Here is a 16,765-nt window from a genome sequence, read left to right as displayed (position 1 = left end):
TGAGGTGACAACATGCCCATTACGAATCGATTTTCTACCACCACTAACGGCGCACTCGCTATTACAGGAAATACTTTAGGCTTAAGTAAAATTAGTAATCAAAACCGTGCTGGTACAATCGGGGCAATTGGTGCATTCGCAACTACGAATACTGCTTTACAAGTACCTACTTTTCCTGCTGGTACAACGTTAAACTATACACAAAATAGTTCTACCGCTATTTTAAATATCCCTGCTGGTAGTACTATTCTTTACGCAGAACTCGTTTGGGGTGGAAACTATTTATCTCGTGATCAAAACATTACGAGTGTATTAGGAAACCCAGTTTCTTTTACAACACCTATTTCAACATACTCGATTACTCCTTCAGCTGTTACGGCTTCAAATCAAACTTTCGTTTCAAACTCTATTACATTTGGCTTTTACACTCGTTCAGCAGACGTAACAACTCTTATTCAAGCGGGAGGTGCTGGTTCCTATACTACAGGAGCGGTTCCTGGACTTGTAGATCCTATAGATGCTTCTAATGGAACAATTAATTCGGCTGGATGGACGCTTATCGTCGCTTATCAAAACGGGACATTGCCAGCAAGAAACTTAACCATTTATGTAGCTGGTAACCGTGTTTCTGCAGAAACTGGTAGTGCCGATGTATCTGTTTCTGGATTTTTAACACCTTCAGGAGGACCAGTAAGCGGGAGATTATTTTTAAGTTCTACCGAAGGAGATGCAGATTTAACCGGGGATCAAGCTTTATTTGGACCAAATTTCAGTTCATTAAATGCTTTATCTGGACCAAACAATGCTATAAATAATTTCTTTGGTTCTCAAGTTAATAATGCTGCAGGAAACTTAGATACAACTGGGACATTTGGAACGCGAAATCAAAGTGCTTCTACAAGTACAAACATTTCCGCAGGAAGACAGGGCTGGGATATTACTTCCATTGATATTTCTCCTTATTTAACAAACTCACAAGTATCCGCCGCAATCCGTTTAACTACTAACGGAGACGCATATATGTTAAATACAGTAGGCTTACAAATTAATATAAACTCACCAAATATACAAGCGACGAAAAGCGTGAATAAAAGTGTTGCTGCAATTGGAGATATTCTCACTTATACAGTTACTATCCCTAACACCGGGCTTCTTCCTGCCAATAACGCTATTTTTATAGATAGTCTCCCTAACGGTACTTCTTTTATACCCGGCACTGTAACAGTAGATAACGTACCACAAACAAATGCAAATCCTGCGGCTGGTATATCTCTTGGAACAATTAATAATGGTGCTTCTCGTATAGTAACTTTCCAAGCTACTGTCGTTTCTCTTCCAAGTCAAAACCCTATCTCTAACACTGCTAATATTACATTTCAATATACACCAATCGCCGGAGGAACAACTTTTAATGGTCTTGCAACAAGTAACTCTGCTGGAACACAAATTAACCTTGCAGATATTAATGGAACAAAATCAGTTAACAAACTTTTTACCGATATTGGTGAAACATTAACTTACAGTATTGCCTTAGCTAATATAGGAAATATCGCTGCAACGAATGTGATATATACGGATCCGATTCCTAGCGGGACTACTTTCATTCCAGGGAGTGTAACTGTGAACGGAGTTACTCAAGCTGGCGTAAATCCCGCTAATGGTATAACAATTGGTTCAATTGCCGCAAATTCCACTACTACTATTTCATTCCAAGTGCTCGTTCCTTCTATCCCTCAAACAAACCCAATATTAAATAGTGGAACAACAACATATCAATACATTCCTGTACCAAATCAACCTGCAGTAAGTGGGACTGATACGACCAATATCGTATCTACTCAAGTGAATAACGCGACTGTAACAATGGCAAAAGCAGTAGATAAAAATTTCGCAGATATTGGTGATACACTAACGTACACCGTTTCCTTTACAGGTACAGGTAATACAAATGCGAACAATGTTATTTTTACAGATATCATTCCTACTGGAACAACTTTTGTTCTAAACAGTTTAACAATAGATGGCACGACACAAGTGGGCGCAAACCCTGCTACCGGCGTGAACATTGGATCCATCCCAAGCGGCACAATAAAAAATGTTGCATTTCAAGTAGTAGTAAATACAATACCCGCGTCAAATGTCGTATCTAACGGATCAAGCGCTTCTTATCAATATACCGTCAACCCTAGCCAATCTCCCGTTACAAAAAACATTTCTTCTAATCTCGTTTCCACTCAAATTAACAATGCGAATGTAACATTAACAAAATCAACTAACAAACAATTTGCCACAATTGGCGAAACGATAAGTTATACAATCCTTATTACAAACAGTGGAAATGCAGCCGCTAATAACGTTCAACTAACAGATCCACTTCCAAACGGTACGATATTGACTCTTGGTACTGTAACACTAAACGGAGTTTTGCAGAATGTAGATTCTCTCGTTGCTTTACCTATCGGCACAATTCCTGGTGGAGCTACTTTTACCTTATCCTTTCAAGTAACAGTCATTAACATTACTGCCCAAAACCCTATTATTAATAACGCTTTCGCCTCTTATATTTACACTGTAAATCCAAGTTTGCCACCGACTTCAAAAACAGCAAATTCTAATTCTGTTACATCAACAATTAGACTAGCAAATCTCCATGTTAATAAATCTGTAGATAAAACGTTTGCGGAAGTTGGCGATGTATTAACTTACACCTTTGCTCTTACTAACGATGGAAATGTTGCAGCGAACAATATATTACTATCTGATTCAATTGCGAATGGAACCGCCTTTATCCCAAACAGCGTTATAGTTAACAGTGTTACTCAGCCAGGCGTTACACCAGCTAGCATCAATATTGGTAGCATCAATGCTAATACTACAATTACAGCTTCATTCCAAGTAGTAATAACTAGCATTCCAAATCCAAACCCTATTTCAAATAGCGCTTCCATCTCCTATAACTTTATCGTTGATCCAAACGCTTCACCTGTAAGTAAGAACACTACTTCAACTACTACATTTACTCAAGTAAACGATGCAAATGTCATTTCAGCCAAAACAGTGGATCGAGCGTTCGCTACCGTAGGGGATACATTAACTTATACTGTTACTTTGACGAATGCAGGAAGTGTTTCTGCTGATAGCCCTACTTTCGTAGATACGAATCCAGACGGTACTACCTTTATTCCAAACACTTTTCTTATTAATGGTGTACTTCAAAATAACGCAGATCCAAATATAGGTGTTCCACTACCTTCCATTGCTGCTAACGGTTCACTTACCGTCTCTTATCAAGTAACCGTCACCTCTTTACCAACACAAAATCCAACAGTAAATTCATCTAGTACACAGTATAGCTTTATTCTAAATCCGGGTGATCCACCAACTATAGAAACATCTGTAAGTAACACTGTAAGTACACAAATTAATTTAGCAAATGTTGTTATTGTCAAAGAAGTAGATTTAACTATCACCGACGTCGGGCAACCAATCACATATACAATTTCTTTAGCTAATCTTGGCAATACTACAGCAAATAATGTTATTGTTACCGATATAATCCCTAATGGCTCCACTATCGTACCAAATAGTATTTTTATAGGTGGTACTTTACAACAAGGTGCAGACCCTAGTACCGGTCTTCAAGTCGGCTCCATTCCTTCAGGTGGTTTTACAACGATTGTTTTTCAAATAAGTGCAAATGGGCTACCTTCACCAAACCCAATTCAAAACAGCGCTTCACTTCAATATAGCTTTATCGCTGATCCAAACTTACCTGCTCTCGTTAGAAACGCTGCTAGCAATATAGTAACTACACAAATTAATACTGCTAATATCGTTGCTACAAAACTCACAAGCACAAACTTCGCTGATGTTGGTGATGTCATACTATATGCAACTATTTTAACAAATAACGGGAATATCCCTGCTGCTAATGTAACGTTTACAGATATCATTCCAGCGGGTACCCTCTTCATTCCTAATACTGTAACGATTAATAATGTCCCTGTAGCTAACGCAAATCCTGCCACCGGCATTTCAATTGGTACGATAGGAGCGAATTCATCACGCACCGTTGCATTTCAAGTTTTTGTACCAACTATCCCTGCTGTAAACCCAATTACAAATCAATCAAGCACAACATTCCAATATACGTATGATCCATCCAAACCTGCTGTGATGCAGATGATTGCTTCTAACACTGTACAGACAACTATTAATAACGCCTCAATTGCCGCTACTAAATCTTCAGATAAACAGTTTGCTAACGTAAATGATATTATTACGTACACGACTACTTTAACGAATAACGGGAACACACTTGCATCAAATGTAATATTTACAGATGTAATTCCAAACGGAACATCGTTTATTCCTAATAGTGTTACTGTAAATGGGAATACACTGCCTAATGTCAATCCAGCAAGCGGAATTGCAATCGACCCAATAAATCCGAATGCAAATACAATCATCTCATTCCAAGTACAAATAAATTCTATCCCAAATCCAAATCCAATCCCGAACCAAAGTAATACAACGTACCAGTATGTCGTAGATCCTAACTTACCTCCAGCATCCGCCAATACGTTAAGTAACGTAATAACAACTCAAATTAATAACGCTACTATTGTCGCTACTAAGTCTGTGAATACACCGACAGCTGCAATTGGTGATATTGTTACTTATACGATTGCAGTAACAAATACAGGTAATATCCCTGCTAGTGCAACTGTTTTAACAGATGGGCTTGGCGCAGGAGCTTCATTTATCCAGAACTCCGTAACTATCAATAATGTTCCACAACCAGGATTAGATCCATCACTTGGTGTTCACTTGGCAGATATTTCGCCAGGAGATACTGTATTCATTACTTTTCAAGCACAAATTTTAGCGATACCACCTAGTGGCACATTAACAAATAATGCTCTTGTAAATTATGAATATACCGTAAATCCAAACCAATCTCCTGCTGTTGGTAGCACCGTAACAAATACAACTGTTACACCAATTATTGACGCTACTTTAGTAATAAATAAAAGCGCTAGTACAACTTTCGCTACAATTGGTGATACAATTACATTCACTTCAGCTGTTACAAACAACGGAAATACTACTGCGAACAACATTATTTTTACTGATACAATTCCAAACGGTACTACCTTTATCCCAAATAGCTTTAAGATAAATGGTGTAACCGTTCCGAATGCAAATCCACAAAACGGTATCAATATTGGTAACTTGAATTCAAATGCATCTGCTACACTCAGTTTTCAAGTAAACATTACAACACTTCCAAACCCTAATCCAATCCCGAATAAATCATCGCTTCAATATAGCTTTATTGTAGATATAAATGAACCGCCAGTTTCACGAACAGTTCAATCTAATAAAACCTTTACACAAGTAAATACTGCTTCTGTTATCGCAACAAAAACTGCAAGCAGTGCTTTTGCTGCTGTTGGAGATACAATTACGTATACAACTACCCTCATCAATAGCGGAAATACTACCGCAAACACACCTGTTTTTATCGATATATTACCACCTGAACTTTCATTCGTTCCTGATAGCGTACAAATTAATACCATCCCACAACTTGGATTTAGACCAGATAGCGGGATTTCTTTAGACTCAATTCCAGTTGGAGGAACGACAACAATTAGCTTTCAAGCTATCGTTGGCTCAATACCAGTTACAAATCCAACTTTGAACCAGTCTAGCACGACATACTCGATCATTGTTGATCCTACCCAGCCGCCGGTGACAGAAACAGCTACAAGTAATCCAACTTTAGTTCAAATTAACGAAGCGATTATTCAAGCAACGAAAAGTGTGGATCGGCTATTTTCTGACATAGCACCTGGAAATTCATTTTTAACGTATACAGTTTTATTAGAAAATGTAGGAAACACAACTGCTACGAATATCATTTTTACAGATCCGATTCCAAATAACGCAGTATTTATAGAAGATAGCGTTCGAGTAGGCGGAGTTTTATTACCTGGAGTAAATCCAGCGAACGGGATACCAATTGGGGATATTATTGCAGGAGATTTTATAAATGTTACCTTCCGTGTGCAAGTAGTTAGCATTCCAAATCCAATTTTCACAATTGGACCAGGCGGACCAAACTCACCGGTTGTAAACGGCGCTTCTATTGATTATAAATTTATGACAGGACCTAATTTACCACTTGTTTCACGAAATACGACATCTAATTCTGTTTCGACACAAATAAATTCTGGGGAAATTGTGGCAATCAAATCTGTAGATAAAACTTTCGCAACGATTGGTGATACAATTTCTTATACAATTACATTAAGTAACCCTGGAAATGTCACTTCACAAAATATAATTTTCACGGATACTTTACCTGATGGGACGACATTCATATCTGGCACTCTTACAAACGATTCTGGTACACAGCAAATCGGAAATCCATCTAACGGGATTCAGATTGGAAATATAAACCCAAATGGAACGGCCGTGATTACTCTCAACGTACTTGTTACAAACATTCCAAGTATAAACCCAATTTCTAATTTTAGTTCTGTACAATTTGCACATGTAGTTGATCCTAGCCAACCTGCCGTAACACAAACGAACGTATCTAATGCTGTTTCGACAACAATTAATAGTGCAATATTAACGACCAAAAAAAGCGTTGATAAATCTATCATTTCTGTTGGAGATACGATTACGTATACAACAACTATTACAAATACAGGAAATACGACTGCAACGAATATAACGTTCACGAGCGCAATTCCAGCTAACACTACCTTTATACCAAACTCAGTCAAAATAAATGGGGTTCAGCAATCTGGTGCGCAACCAGCACTTGGAGTAACTATACCAAATATCGCTCCTGGTGAAACAGTAACCGTTACTTTCCAAGCAAATGTTCTTTCTGTTCCCCCTTCAAGTTCAATTATGGGTAATGACACAATTTTATATTCTTATACTGTCGATCCAAACGGAACTCCTATTACAACTTCTACTTCCACGAATATCGTTACAAACCCGGTACTAGATGCTATGATAACGATGGTAAAATCGGTCGATCAAACAATTGTAACACTAGGTGATACCATTACCTATACAACCATTTTAACGAATAATGGCAATACAAATGCAACTAATATTACTTTCACTGATCTTATTCCAGACGGCACAACGTTCATTCCGAATAGTGTCACAATCAATGGCAGTATACACATCGAACTCGATCCTAATACAGGTATAACAATCGGATCAATTGCTCCTAACAACTCAATATCTATCGCATTTCAAGTTACTGCTACTTCTACACCAAACCAAAATCCTGTAGCCAATTCCGCTACTGCTTCTTACACATTTATCGCTGAGCCAAATGCACCGATCGTTTCAAGAAACGTTACTTCAAACACAGTGTTTACTACGATTAATACAGCTAACATTCTTTCATTAAAACAAGTCGATAAATCCTTTAGTCGTATTGGAGACACACTCACTTATACTGTCGTTTTAACAAACAATGGAAACTCATCTGCACAAAATGTTATATTTACAGATACAGTGCCAAGCGTCACTACATTTATTGCAAACACATTTTCTATTAATGGAGTTCCTCAAAGTGGGGCGGATCCATCGAACGGTGTGAATATTGGGACAATAACAACCGGGACTACAGTAACAGTTTCGTTCCAAGTTACTGTAACATCATTACCCACCCAAAACCCAATTGTAAATTTCTCATCAACATCGTATCAATTAGTCTCACCGCCTGATGCAGAAACTTCAATTAGTAATCCTGTTTCAACCCAAATTAACGAAGCAATATTGTCTATGACGAAAAATGAAAGTGTATCCTTTGCAGATATCGGGCAAACTGCTTTTTATACTACTTCTATTACCAATGTAGGCAATACCGATGCAACTAATATTGTATTCACAGATGCATTACCAAGTGGACTCACATTTGTTCCTAACACATTAACTGTCGATGGCGTTTTACAACCTAACGCGGATCCAAATACGGGTGTATTACTTGCAACACTTCCACCAAATGAAATATATAGTATCGTCTTTCAAGTTACAGTAAACAATATTCCCCCTAGTAACCCAGCACCAAATACAGCATCAACGACGTATGAATTTACTGTTGATCCTGTTAATCCTCCCGTTTCAAGTGCAACTACTTCCAACACTACACTCCTTCAAATAAACAATGCAACTATTATTAGCACAAAAACAGCAGACCTTACTTTTGCGGATGTTGGTAATACAATAACATTTACACTTAACCTCCCTAATACCGGGAATGTGACCGCAACTGATGTAACTATTATCGATATTCTTGATAGCAATTTAAGTTTCGTTCCAAATAGTTTCACAGCTAATGGGCAAACCATTCCAAACGCCAATTTATCAACTGGTGTAAATATTGGTTCCATTAATGGTGGTAATACGGCAATCGTTACATTCCAAGCAACTGTTATTACACTTCCAACACTTAATCCCATTTCTAACTCTGCTTCTACCACATATCATTATGTCGTTGATCCTAGCCAGCCACTTATTACAACTTCCAATCAATCTAATACAACGACAACACAAATTAATAGCGCTATCCTTACTGCACAAAAAAATTCAAATGTATCTACGGTAGATATCGGGCAGGATATTACCTACACCGTTACAATTACAAATAGCGGAAATGTGAGTGCAACGAATGTTATTTTTACCGACCTTATTCCAGACGGAACTTCCTTTGAACCGAATAGCTTTACACTGAACGGAACTAGCATCCCAAATGCAGATATCATTACAGGCGTTCCAATCGGTGATATCGCGCCAAACGAATCTGTCATCGTAGCATTTAACATTATCGCCAATGAAATTCCGCCTATAAATCCAATTACTAATCAAGCTAGCGTTAGCTTTCAACATATCGTTAATCCAGCTAATCCTCCAGTTTCAAAAAATATTATTTCTAACAACGTTACAACAAAAATTGAAAGTGCTATTTTAAATACTATTAAAATAGGAGATAAAACTTTTGCAACGATTGGTGATACGATTACGTATGCAACGACTATTACGAACACAGGCAATATTCCTGCTAACAACGCTATATTCTCAGACCCTTTACCATCGTGGACACAATTTGTTGCAGGATCAGTTATTGTTGATGGCACTCCATTACCATCCGCTTCGGTTATTAACGGTGTTGGCATAAATACAATCAATCCAAATCAAACTGTTACAATCATATTCCAAGTACAAATCGTAAGTAATCCAACAACGTTCACACCTGAACTCCAAAACTTAGGATTTGTTAACTTCCAATATAACGTAGGCAATGCATTACTGGCTCAGCCTGGCAATGTGGAAACGAATGTCTTCGTTACTTCTATTAATACAGCAATACTTTCAGCTGTAAAAACTGCTAATACAGCCTTTGCAAATATTGGAGATACGATCACTTATACAGTTTTGATTCAAAATAGCGGCAATACAAACGCTACGAATGTAAATTTCTCAGACCCAGTTCCAGCAGGAACAACCTTTGTTGAAAATAGTTTTGCTGTAAATGGGAGTACAATTCCAGGTGCAAATCCAAATAACGGAGTGAATATCGGAACAATTAGCTCGGATAGTTCCTTAACCGTTACTTTCCAAGTCATAGTTACATCAACTCCACCTTCAAATCCGATTACAAACGTAGCATCTATTCAATACACATTCATCGTTGATCCGGCCTCTCCTCCTGTTACAGGCACGATAAATTCTAATAGCGCTTCAACACAAATTAATAACGCGACTGTTACAACTGTTTTACAAGCAAATCGTTCAATTGTGTCTATCGGGGATGTAATTACGTATACAGCAACATTAACGAATACTGGAAACTTCCCTGCAAACTCTGTATTACTCATTAACGGAGTTCCTGAAGGAGCATTATTTGTTCCAAATAGTGTTACGCTCAACGGGATTTCACTTCCAGATGCAAGTCCAACTCTCGGTATTCCCGTTGGTATTATCGCACCAGGTGATTCCGCTACTATTACGTTCCAATTTCTTGCAAGTTCTATTCCACCACAAGGAGCAATTATAAATCAAGCACTTACAAGTTACACGTATATTGTCGATCCAAGTCAACCTCCTGTTACAGCAACATCCTCGTCTAATACGATTAATACAGCTGTTGTTGATGCATCGTTATCCGAAATTAAAAGTACAGATTCTCTCGTACAATCTACTGACGGTACAATCACTTACACAGTAGTCGTTCAAAATAACGGAAATACTACTGCAAATACAGTTACTTTAACAGATTTGGTCCCCGAAGGAACTGCCTTTATTCCGAATAGCGTAACTATTAATAGCGTTTCCGTTCCAGATGCTGATCCTAACGTAGGGATACCATTAAACTCCATCACACCGTCAGAAATCGTCACTGTAACATTCCAGGTTATCGTTCAATCTATTCCAAGCGTAAACCCAATTTCTAATACAGCCCGTATTGACTATACTTTTATCACTGATCCAACTGCTCCTATCATCTCTCGAACAATTACGTCTAATCCTGCTTTCACACAAATTTCGGATGCGACTATCCTTTCTTTAAAAGCAGTCAATGCACAGCAAGCAACAACAGGTGATATTTTGACTTACACAATAACACTAGAAAATACCGAAAATATTCCAGCTACTAATCTCATATTTTCAGATACGATCCCCCAAGATACTACATTCGTAGAAAATAGTTTTACACTTAACGGAACAACTATACTTGATGCCAATCCAAATGTAGGTGTTACTTTACCTACTTTAGCAGCAAACGCTACTCACCTTATTTCGTTCCAAATTCTTATTAACGATTCATTCTCCCAAAAATCGATTACAAATCAATCCAATACAACATATACAATCCAACCAGACCCAGGGCAACCGCCTATTACTGAAACATCTACTAGTAATATCGTCATTACAAATTTCGTGCAAGCACAATTGACAATTACAAAAACATCCAATCCAACAACTATAGATATCGGTGGAACTATACTTTATATTTCTGAAGTGAAAAATATCGGTAATGTTGACGCAATAAATATTAATTTCACAGATTCTATCCCAGCTGGGACTACATTCGTTCCCGATAGTGTCACAATTAACGGTGTCCTTCAGCCAGATGTAAATCCTGAAAACGGTATACCGATTGGAACAATTCCAGCAAACAGTTCCAAAACGATACTATTTCAAGTGCAAACAAATAATCCACCGAATGAAACTGAAATTGTAAATCAATCTTTAGCAACTTACCAATATGTAAGTATTCCTACAGCCCCACCAGTAAATCGCTCTGCAAATTCTAACATTGTTACAACATCACTTCAAAATGCAAATATTATTTCTGTTAAAAGTGCGGATGTAAATTTCGTATCAATCGGGCAAATGATTACCTACACAAATACACTACAAAATATAGGAACCGTTCCGGCTAACAATATCGTGTTCATTGATAACATTCCAGAGGGTACTATATTCATTGAAGATAGCTTAGCAATAAATAATGTAATTCAGCCTGGCGTGAATCCTGAAAACGGAGTAACTCTCGGCACGATACAACCAAATGAAACAGTCACTATTTCATTCCAAGTACAACTTACAAATATACCAGAGGGCAATACAGTCATTAATATTTCAGACACTTCGTACGAATACCAAATTGAACCTAGTTCTCCAATTATTCAGCGTAGATCGTTATCAAATGCAGTAAATACTGAAGTGCGAACGGCAAATGTTAGTGCAATTAAATCCGCTAACAGATCCATTACACGTATCGGTCAAATCATCACATATACAGTCGCAGTTACAAACGCCGGTACAATACCTATTACAAATACTCTCCTACTTGACGCAATTGCTTCTGGCACCACATTCGTTCCAAATAGCATTCTTGTAGATGGCGTACCAAGACCTAACGAAAATCCAATTACCGGTATCAATCTTGATATAATTCTTCCAAATAATACGATTATTGTTACGTTCCAAGTAAGCGTAGTTTCTATACCGCCACAAAATAACATTAATAATATCGCCGTCATTCACTATGAGTATCGACCAGACCCAAGCACACCACCAATTTCAGAAACGACCTCTTCCAATGCTACAAACATACAATTTATTGATGCTATTCTTATTGCTACAAAATCTGCTAATACTGTATTAGCTACTATTGATGAAACCATTGAATATACAGTATTCATTCAAAATAATGGATCGGCTACAACTAATTCCATCTTTTTTACAGATACTATAGCAGATGGAACAGTATTTATTCCAGGAAGTGTAATAGTTAATAATACTGTACTTCCTGCAGCAGATCCGAATATCGGCTTTTCCATTCCTAATGTCGCAGCAGGTCAAATGACTACAATAACATTCCAAGTTTCCGTTACGAATTTACCTACTGTAAATCCAACACCTAATACTGCAAACATCGTCTACGACTTTATTTTCAATCCTGACTTTGCACCAATTCAAAAATCTACTACTTCCAATACTACTTTCGTTCAAATTAATGATGCTGATATCGTTTCACTTAAAACTGTTGATTTAACCTCTGTAACGATTGGTGACATTTTAACTTATACAACAACTTTAACGAATACAGGGAATACGGATGCCACTGCTGTTGTATTTACAGACAATATACCTGATGGAACAACCTTTATTGACGGTAGCGTTTTAGTAAATAACACTCCTCAGCTTAACGCCAACCCAAGTGTAGGTATACTTGTGGGAACGATTGCTCCTAACATTTCTATCCCAGTCACATTTTCTGTTACCGTCGTAGCTCTTCCTGCTAGCGGTCATGTTCAAAATCAATCAACTTCTCGTTATACAATAAACGTGGAAGAACAAATATCGACTAGCAATATTACCTCCACTGAAGTTATTTCCGCTAATGTAATTGCGACAAAAACAACGCCTATCCAATATGCTGACTTACAAACTATCATCCCTTATACAATTTCCATCATAAATAACGGAAATATACAAGTCGAAAACATTATTGTTACAGATATCATCCCAGCAAATACGAGCTTTATAGAGAATAGTGTTATCGTGAACGGCAACGCTCGGCCAAATGAAAACCCTCTTAACGGTATACAAATTGATACCATTCCACCTAATACGACAGCAACTATTCTATTCCAAGTACGGGTTACTTCGATTCCACAAACAAATCCAATCTCTAACACGAGTACAATTGAATATGAATACACGTTACCAGATCGACCACCTATTACCGAAACTATTATTTCATCAGCTGCCGCAACAGAAATTAATCACGCAAATTTGAATAGTAATAAAGCTGTTGACCTTGCATTTGCAACGGTTGGTGATACGTTAACGTATACGATTACACTAAATCAAACCGGTAATGTTGCAGTAAATGATGTAATCATTCAAGATATTATTCCTCAAGGTACTACGTTTATAGAAAATAGCGTCATTGTAAACGGAGAAACTCTTCCAGGAGTGAATCCAGTAAGCGGCATACCAATTGGTACTATAACTATTGGTGAAGATGCTATCGTTTCATTCCAAGTAACTGTGACTTCTATTCCAACACCAAATGAACTAAACAACAACGCAATTACTACTTTTAACTATATAGTCAACCCAAATAACGTACCTGTTACAAATACGACTACAACAAACACCGTCACAACTACTGTCCAAAATGATAATGTCATTGCGATAAAAGCTGTTGATGTAACGAATGCCTTACCTGCTCAAACTTTAACGTATACAATTACGATTATGAATAGCGGTAATGTAACGATTGAAGACCTTCTTGCTATAGACACCGTACCAATAGATACGACTTTTGTTGCTGGTAGTGTTACGATTAACGGAATCAATCAGCCTAATGAGAATCCTGAAAATGGTATTACGTTAGGAAATCTTGCTCCTAATGACTCTGTTATTATTACGTTCCAAGTGACAATATCTTCTTCTACTCTTCAACCTACAATTAATAACGATGCTTCTGTTTCCTATACCGTTATCATTGATCCAACAAAACCACCTATTAAAATTACAAAGCAAACAAATACCGTTACAACGACAGTCATTGATCCGATGGTTCGTATTGAAAAAACAACTGACAAATCTATTGTCGTTATAGGAGATATCATTACATTCACATTAGCGGTATTTAATCACTCCCCAATTCCGACAATCAGTACTTCTGTTATAGACACAATTCCAGTTGGTACAACATTTATAGAAAACAGCGTAACAATTAACGGTACTCCCGTTCCAAATGTTCGTCCAGACACTGGTATTAATATCGGCTCTTTACCTGCAGATTCAGTAGCAACTATAACATTCCAAGTTCTCGTAACTTCTATTCCTTCAAATAGTACAATTATAAATTCTGCAACAGTTACCGCTGCCTTTCAATTGACACCACAGGATCCAATTATTACTTTCATTGTTAATTCAAATATCGTTCGTATACCAGTTCAATTTATAACTACAACAGTCACGAAAAATGCTTCCGTCAGCTCAGCTTATTTAAATCAATATTTTGATTACACGGTGCGTATTACAAATACTTCCGAAATTTCACTCTCAAATATTTCTTTACAAGATACCATTCCAGCAGGTTTACAATTTATAAACGGCACTGTCTTTATTAACGGTGAACGCTCTCCACTAGCGAATCCGAATATCGGTTTCCTAGTTGCCACTAATTTGGAACCAAACGAAACAATTATCGTATTATTCACAGTACAAGTAATAAGTCCACCTGTTAATAATGAATTTAAAAATACGGCCAATATTTCGTTACAACTTCAAGTCTCGCCTACCGACCCACCAATTACAGTAACCGTTACAAGTAACGAAAACATCGTCACTTTTGTTCCAGAAAATCCAGATGAAACACTTCCAAATTTAAATTGCTTCTTTGACGGTGAACGCTTCATTCGCATTACTCCTCGAAATATACGAAATTACCTTTGGACTTGGATTTGGTGGAAGTAATTGAAACAAAAAAGAGATTGTAGTTTGGTTGAAACCAAATTACAATCTCTTTTTCATTACCTATATCCCACTACGTTGTAACTCGTCCAAGGATATACAATTAAACAACATCTCAAGTTATCTTAGTCGTAATAAGTTGGCCAGCTTCATTAATAGTAACTTTCCATTTCACTCCACTAGCAGTCTTCATGATTATACCTTTACTTGCCTCTATTTCAATATCTCCAAACATTCTTCCACCAGTTGTCGCTAACCAAGCGTTCCCGTTTTCCATAGAAGACCTTGCAAAAATACGATTAATTCGAAAACGCTTATGATCTTGAGAATAACCACTTAATGTAATTCTAACTTTATATATCTGACTCGCCTTCATATTCGATATAATTGTATCGCCAACATTTAACGGAACATCCAACGCGATAACCCAACTTCCAGTTGCGCTTAATGCATATTCAATTTTAATTTTCTTTGGGCTCTCTCCCCACCCAAAATACATTCCAAAACAATTTAACATTTGTATTGGTTTTTTCGTAAAATCCAGTTCAATTACAACTGGATTACTATCTGGAACGTCAATATAGTTTACACTTTGTTCATCTATTAAATTAAAGCAATTTGCGAGATTCCCCCCGTAAGGCACTTTCCCACTTACTTGCTTAATCGTATACTTCTGCTGAGCATTTACTAAAATATCATCTTGATTCCCTATTAAATGTGGTTTATTTAACGTAATCGGTAACTGAATTCGAAGAGATTCTTCATAGGTAGACTTACAAACATTGTATTGTCCTTTATCTACAATAGTTGTAGAAAGTAAATTTGAAAAAAGGTAGTTACGATGCGAATTAGAAGAAAATTCAATGACAATCTGTTCACTACTCATCCGGTACGTATCCCAAATCATACAATCAAATGTATTATACGCACCTGAGCAACGAATTGCTTTTTTCGTTTGTTGTCTACATTGCACTTGAATATCATGAAACGTATTTCCTGAACTTTCATTTGGCAAATCACTATTTCCATCTACTTCAATCCCATACACACATCCATCAATAAATATTGATTGAAATACATTGGCGTTAATCCAGCAAGGTGTATTGATATCATCTATATACTCTGTTTTCAAATATATTGCAGTTTGAAAGTTTTTAATTTGAATAAATTTAACTTGAAAGAAACTAATATAATCCCATGCCTTTTGACAATAAAAATGTATAGCTTTTCCTTTATACGATGGAGTTGTATTTATTATATTTATATTTGATATAACAGATTGATTAGGTACTTCGATTTGTTGTGAACCAGAAACATAAATAACAGCAGATTGAAACAATGAATTTATAACTTGAATAGTACCACCAACTATCGAAGCGTTACTTTGTAGCTCAAATGCATTAAAATCCCCATCAATTTGCAGCGTTACGGTAGGATCTAACTCTAATCTTACGTTTGATTTAATAACAATCGGCTTTACAATTTTGTACGTATTTACCCCTGTAATTCTAACCGTCGAAATTCGATTCGCTACACAATAATCAATAGCTTGCTGAATTGCTAATGAGCTATCATTTCCCGAGTTTGGAACTGCGCCAAAACAATCAATGTGAACGCTACTTTCTGGCGCACAATCTTCTTGGGAAGAAATATATTCTGACAAAATAAATTCACTCCTCATATTACCTTTTTTCATATAATATGTGAGTTCTCTCTTAAAAGT

At 36.9% G+C, this 16,765-nt stretch carries 2 protein-coding genes; one reads left to right on the top strand and one right to left on the bottom strand.

Translation table 11 applies throughout. From position 1 onward, the window contains the following. Positions 1-12 precede the first annotated feature (12 nt). Positions 13-15,045, top strand: coding sequence for a DUF7507 domain-containing protein (locus QCI81_RS22195; protein WP_353810890.1), 15,033 nt, complete (start codon positions 13-15; stop codon positions 15,043-15,045). Positions 15,046-15,157: 112 nt separating this feature from the next. Here the strand turns inward: QCI81_RS22195 and QCI81_RS22190 are convergent, their stop codons facing one another. Continuing rightward, a complete protein-coding gene (locus QCI81_RS22190; RefSeq protein WP_000006059.1) occupies positions 15,158-16,705 on the bottom strand; it encodes a glycoside hydrolase family protein in 1,548 nt (515 codons plus the stop codon). Between the last annotated feature and the right edge of the window lie 60 nt (positions 16,706-16,765).

The organism is Bacillus cereus group sp. MG20, from assembly GCF_040459885.1.
GTDB classification, from domain to species: domain Bacteria; phylum Bacillota; class Bacilli; order Bacillales; family Bacillaceae_G; genus Bacillus_A; species Bacillus_A cereus.
Note: the sequence above shows the minus strand (reverse complement) of the source record. Positions and strands in the feature narration are given on the sequence as shown.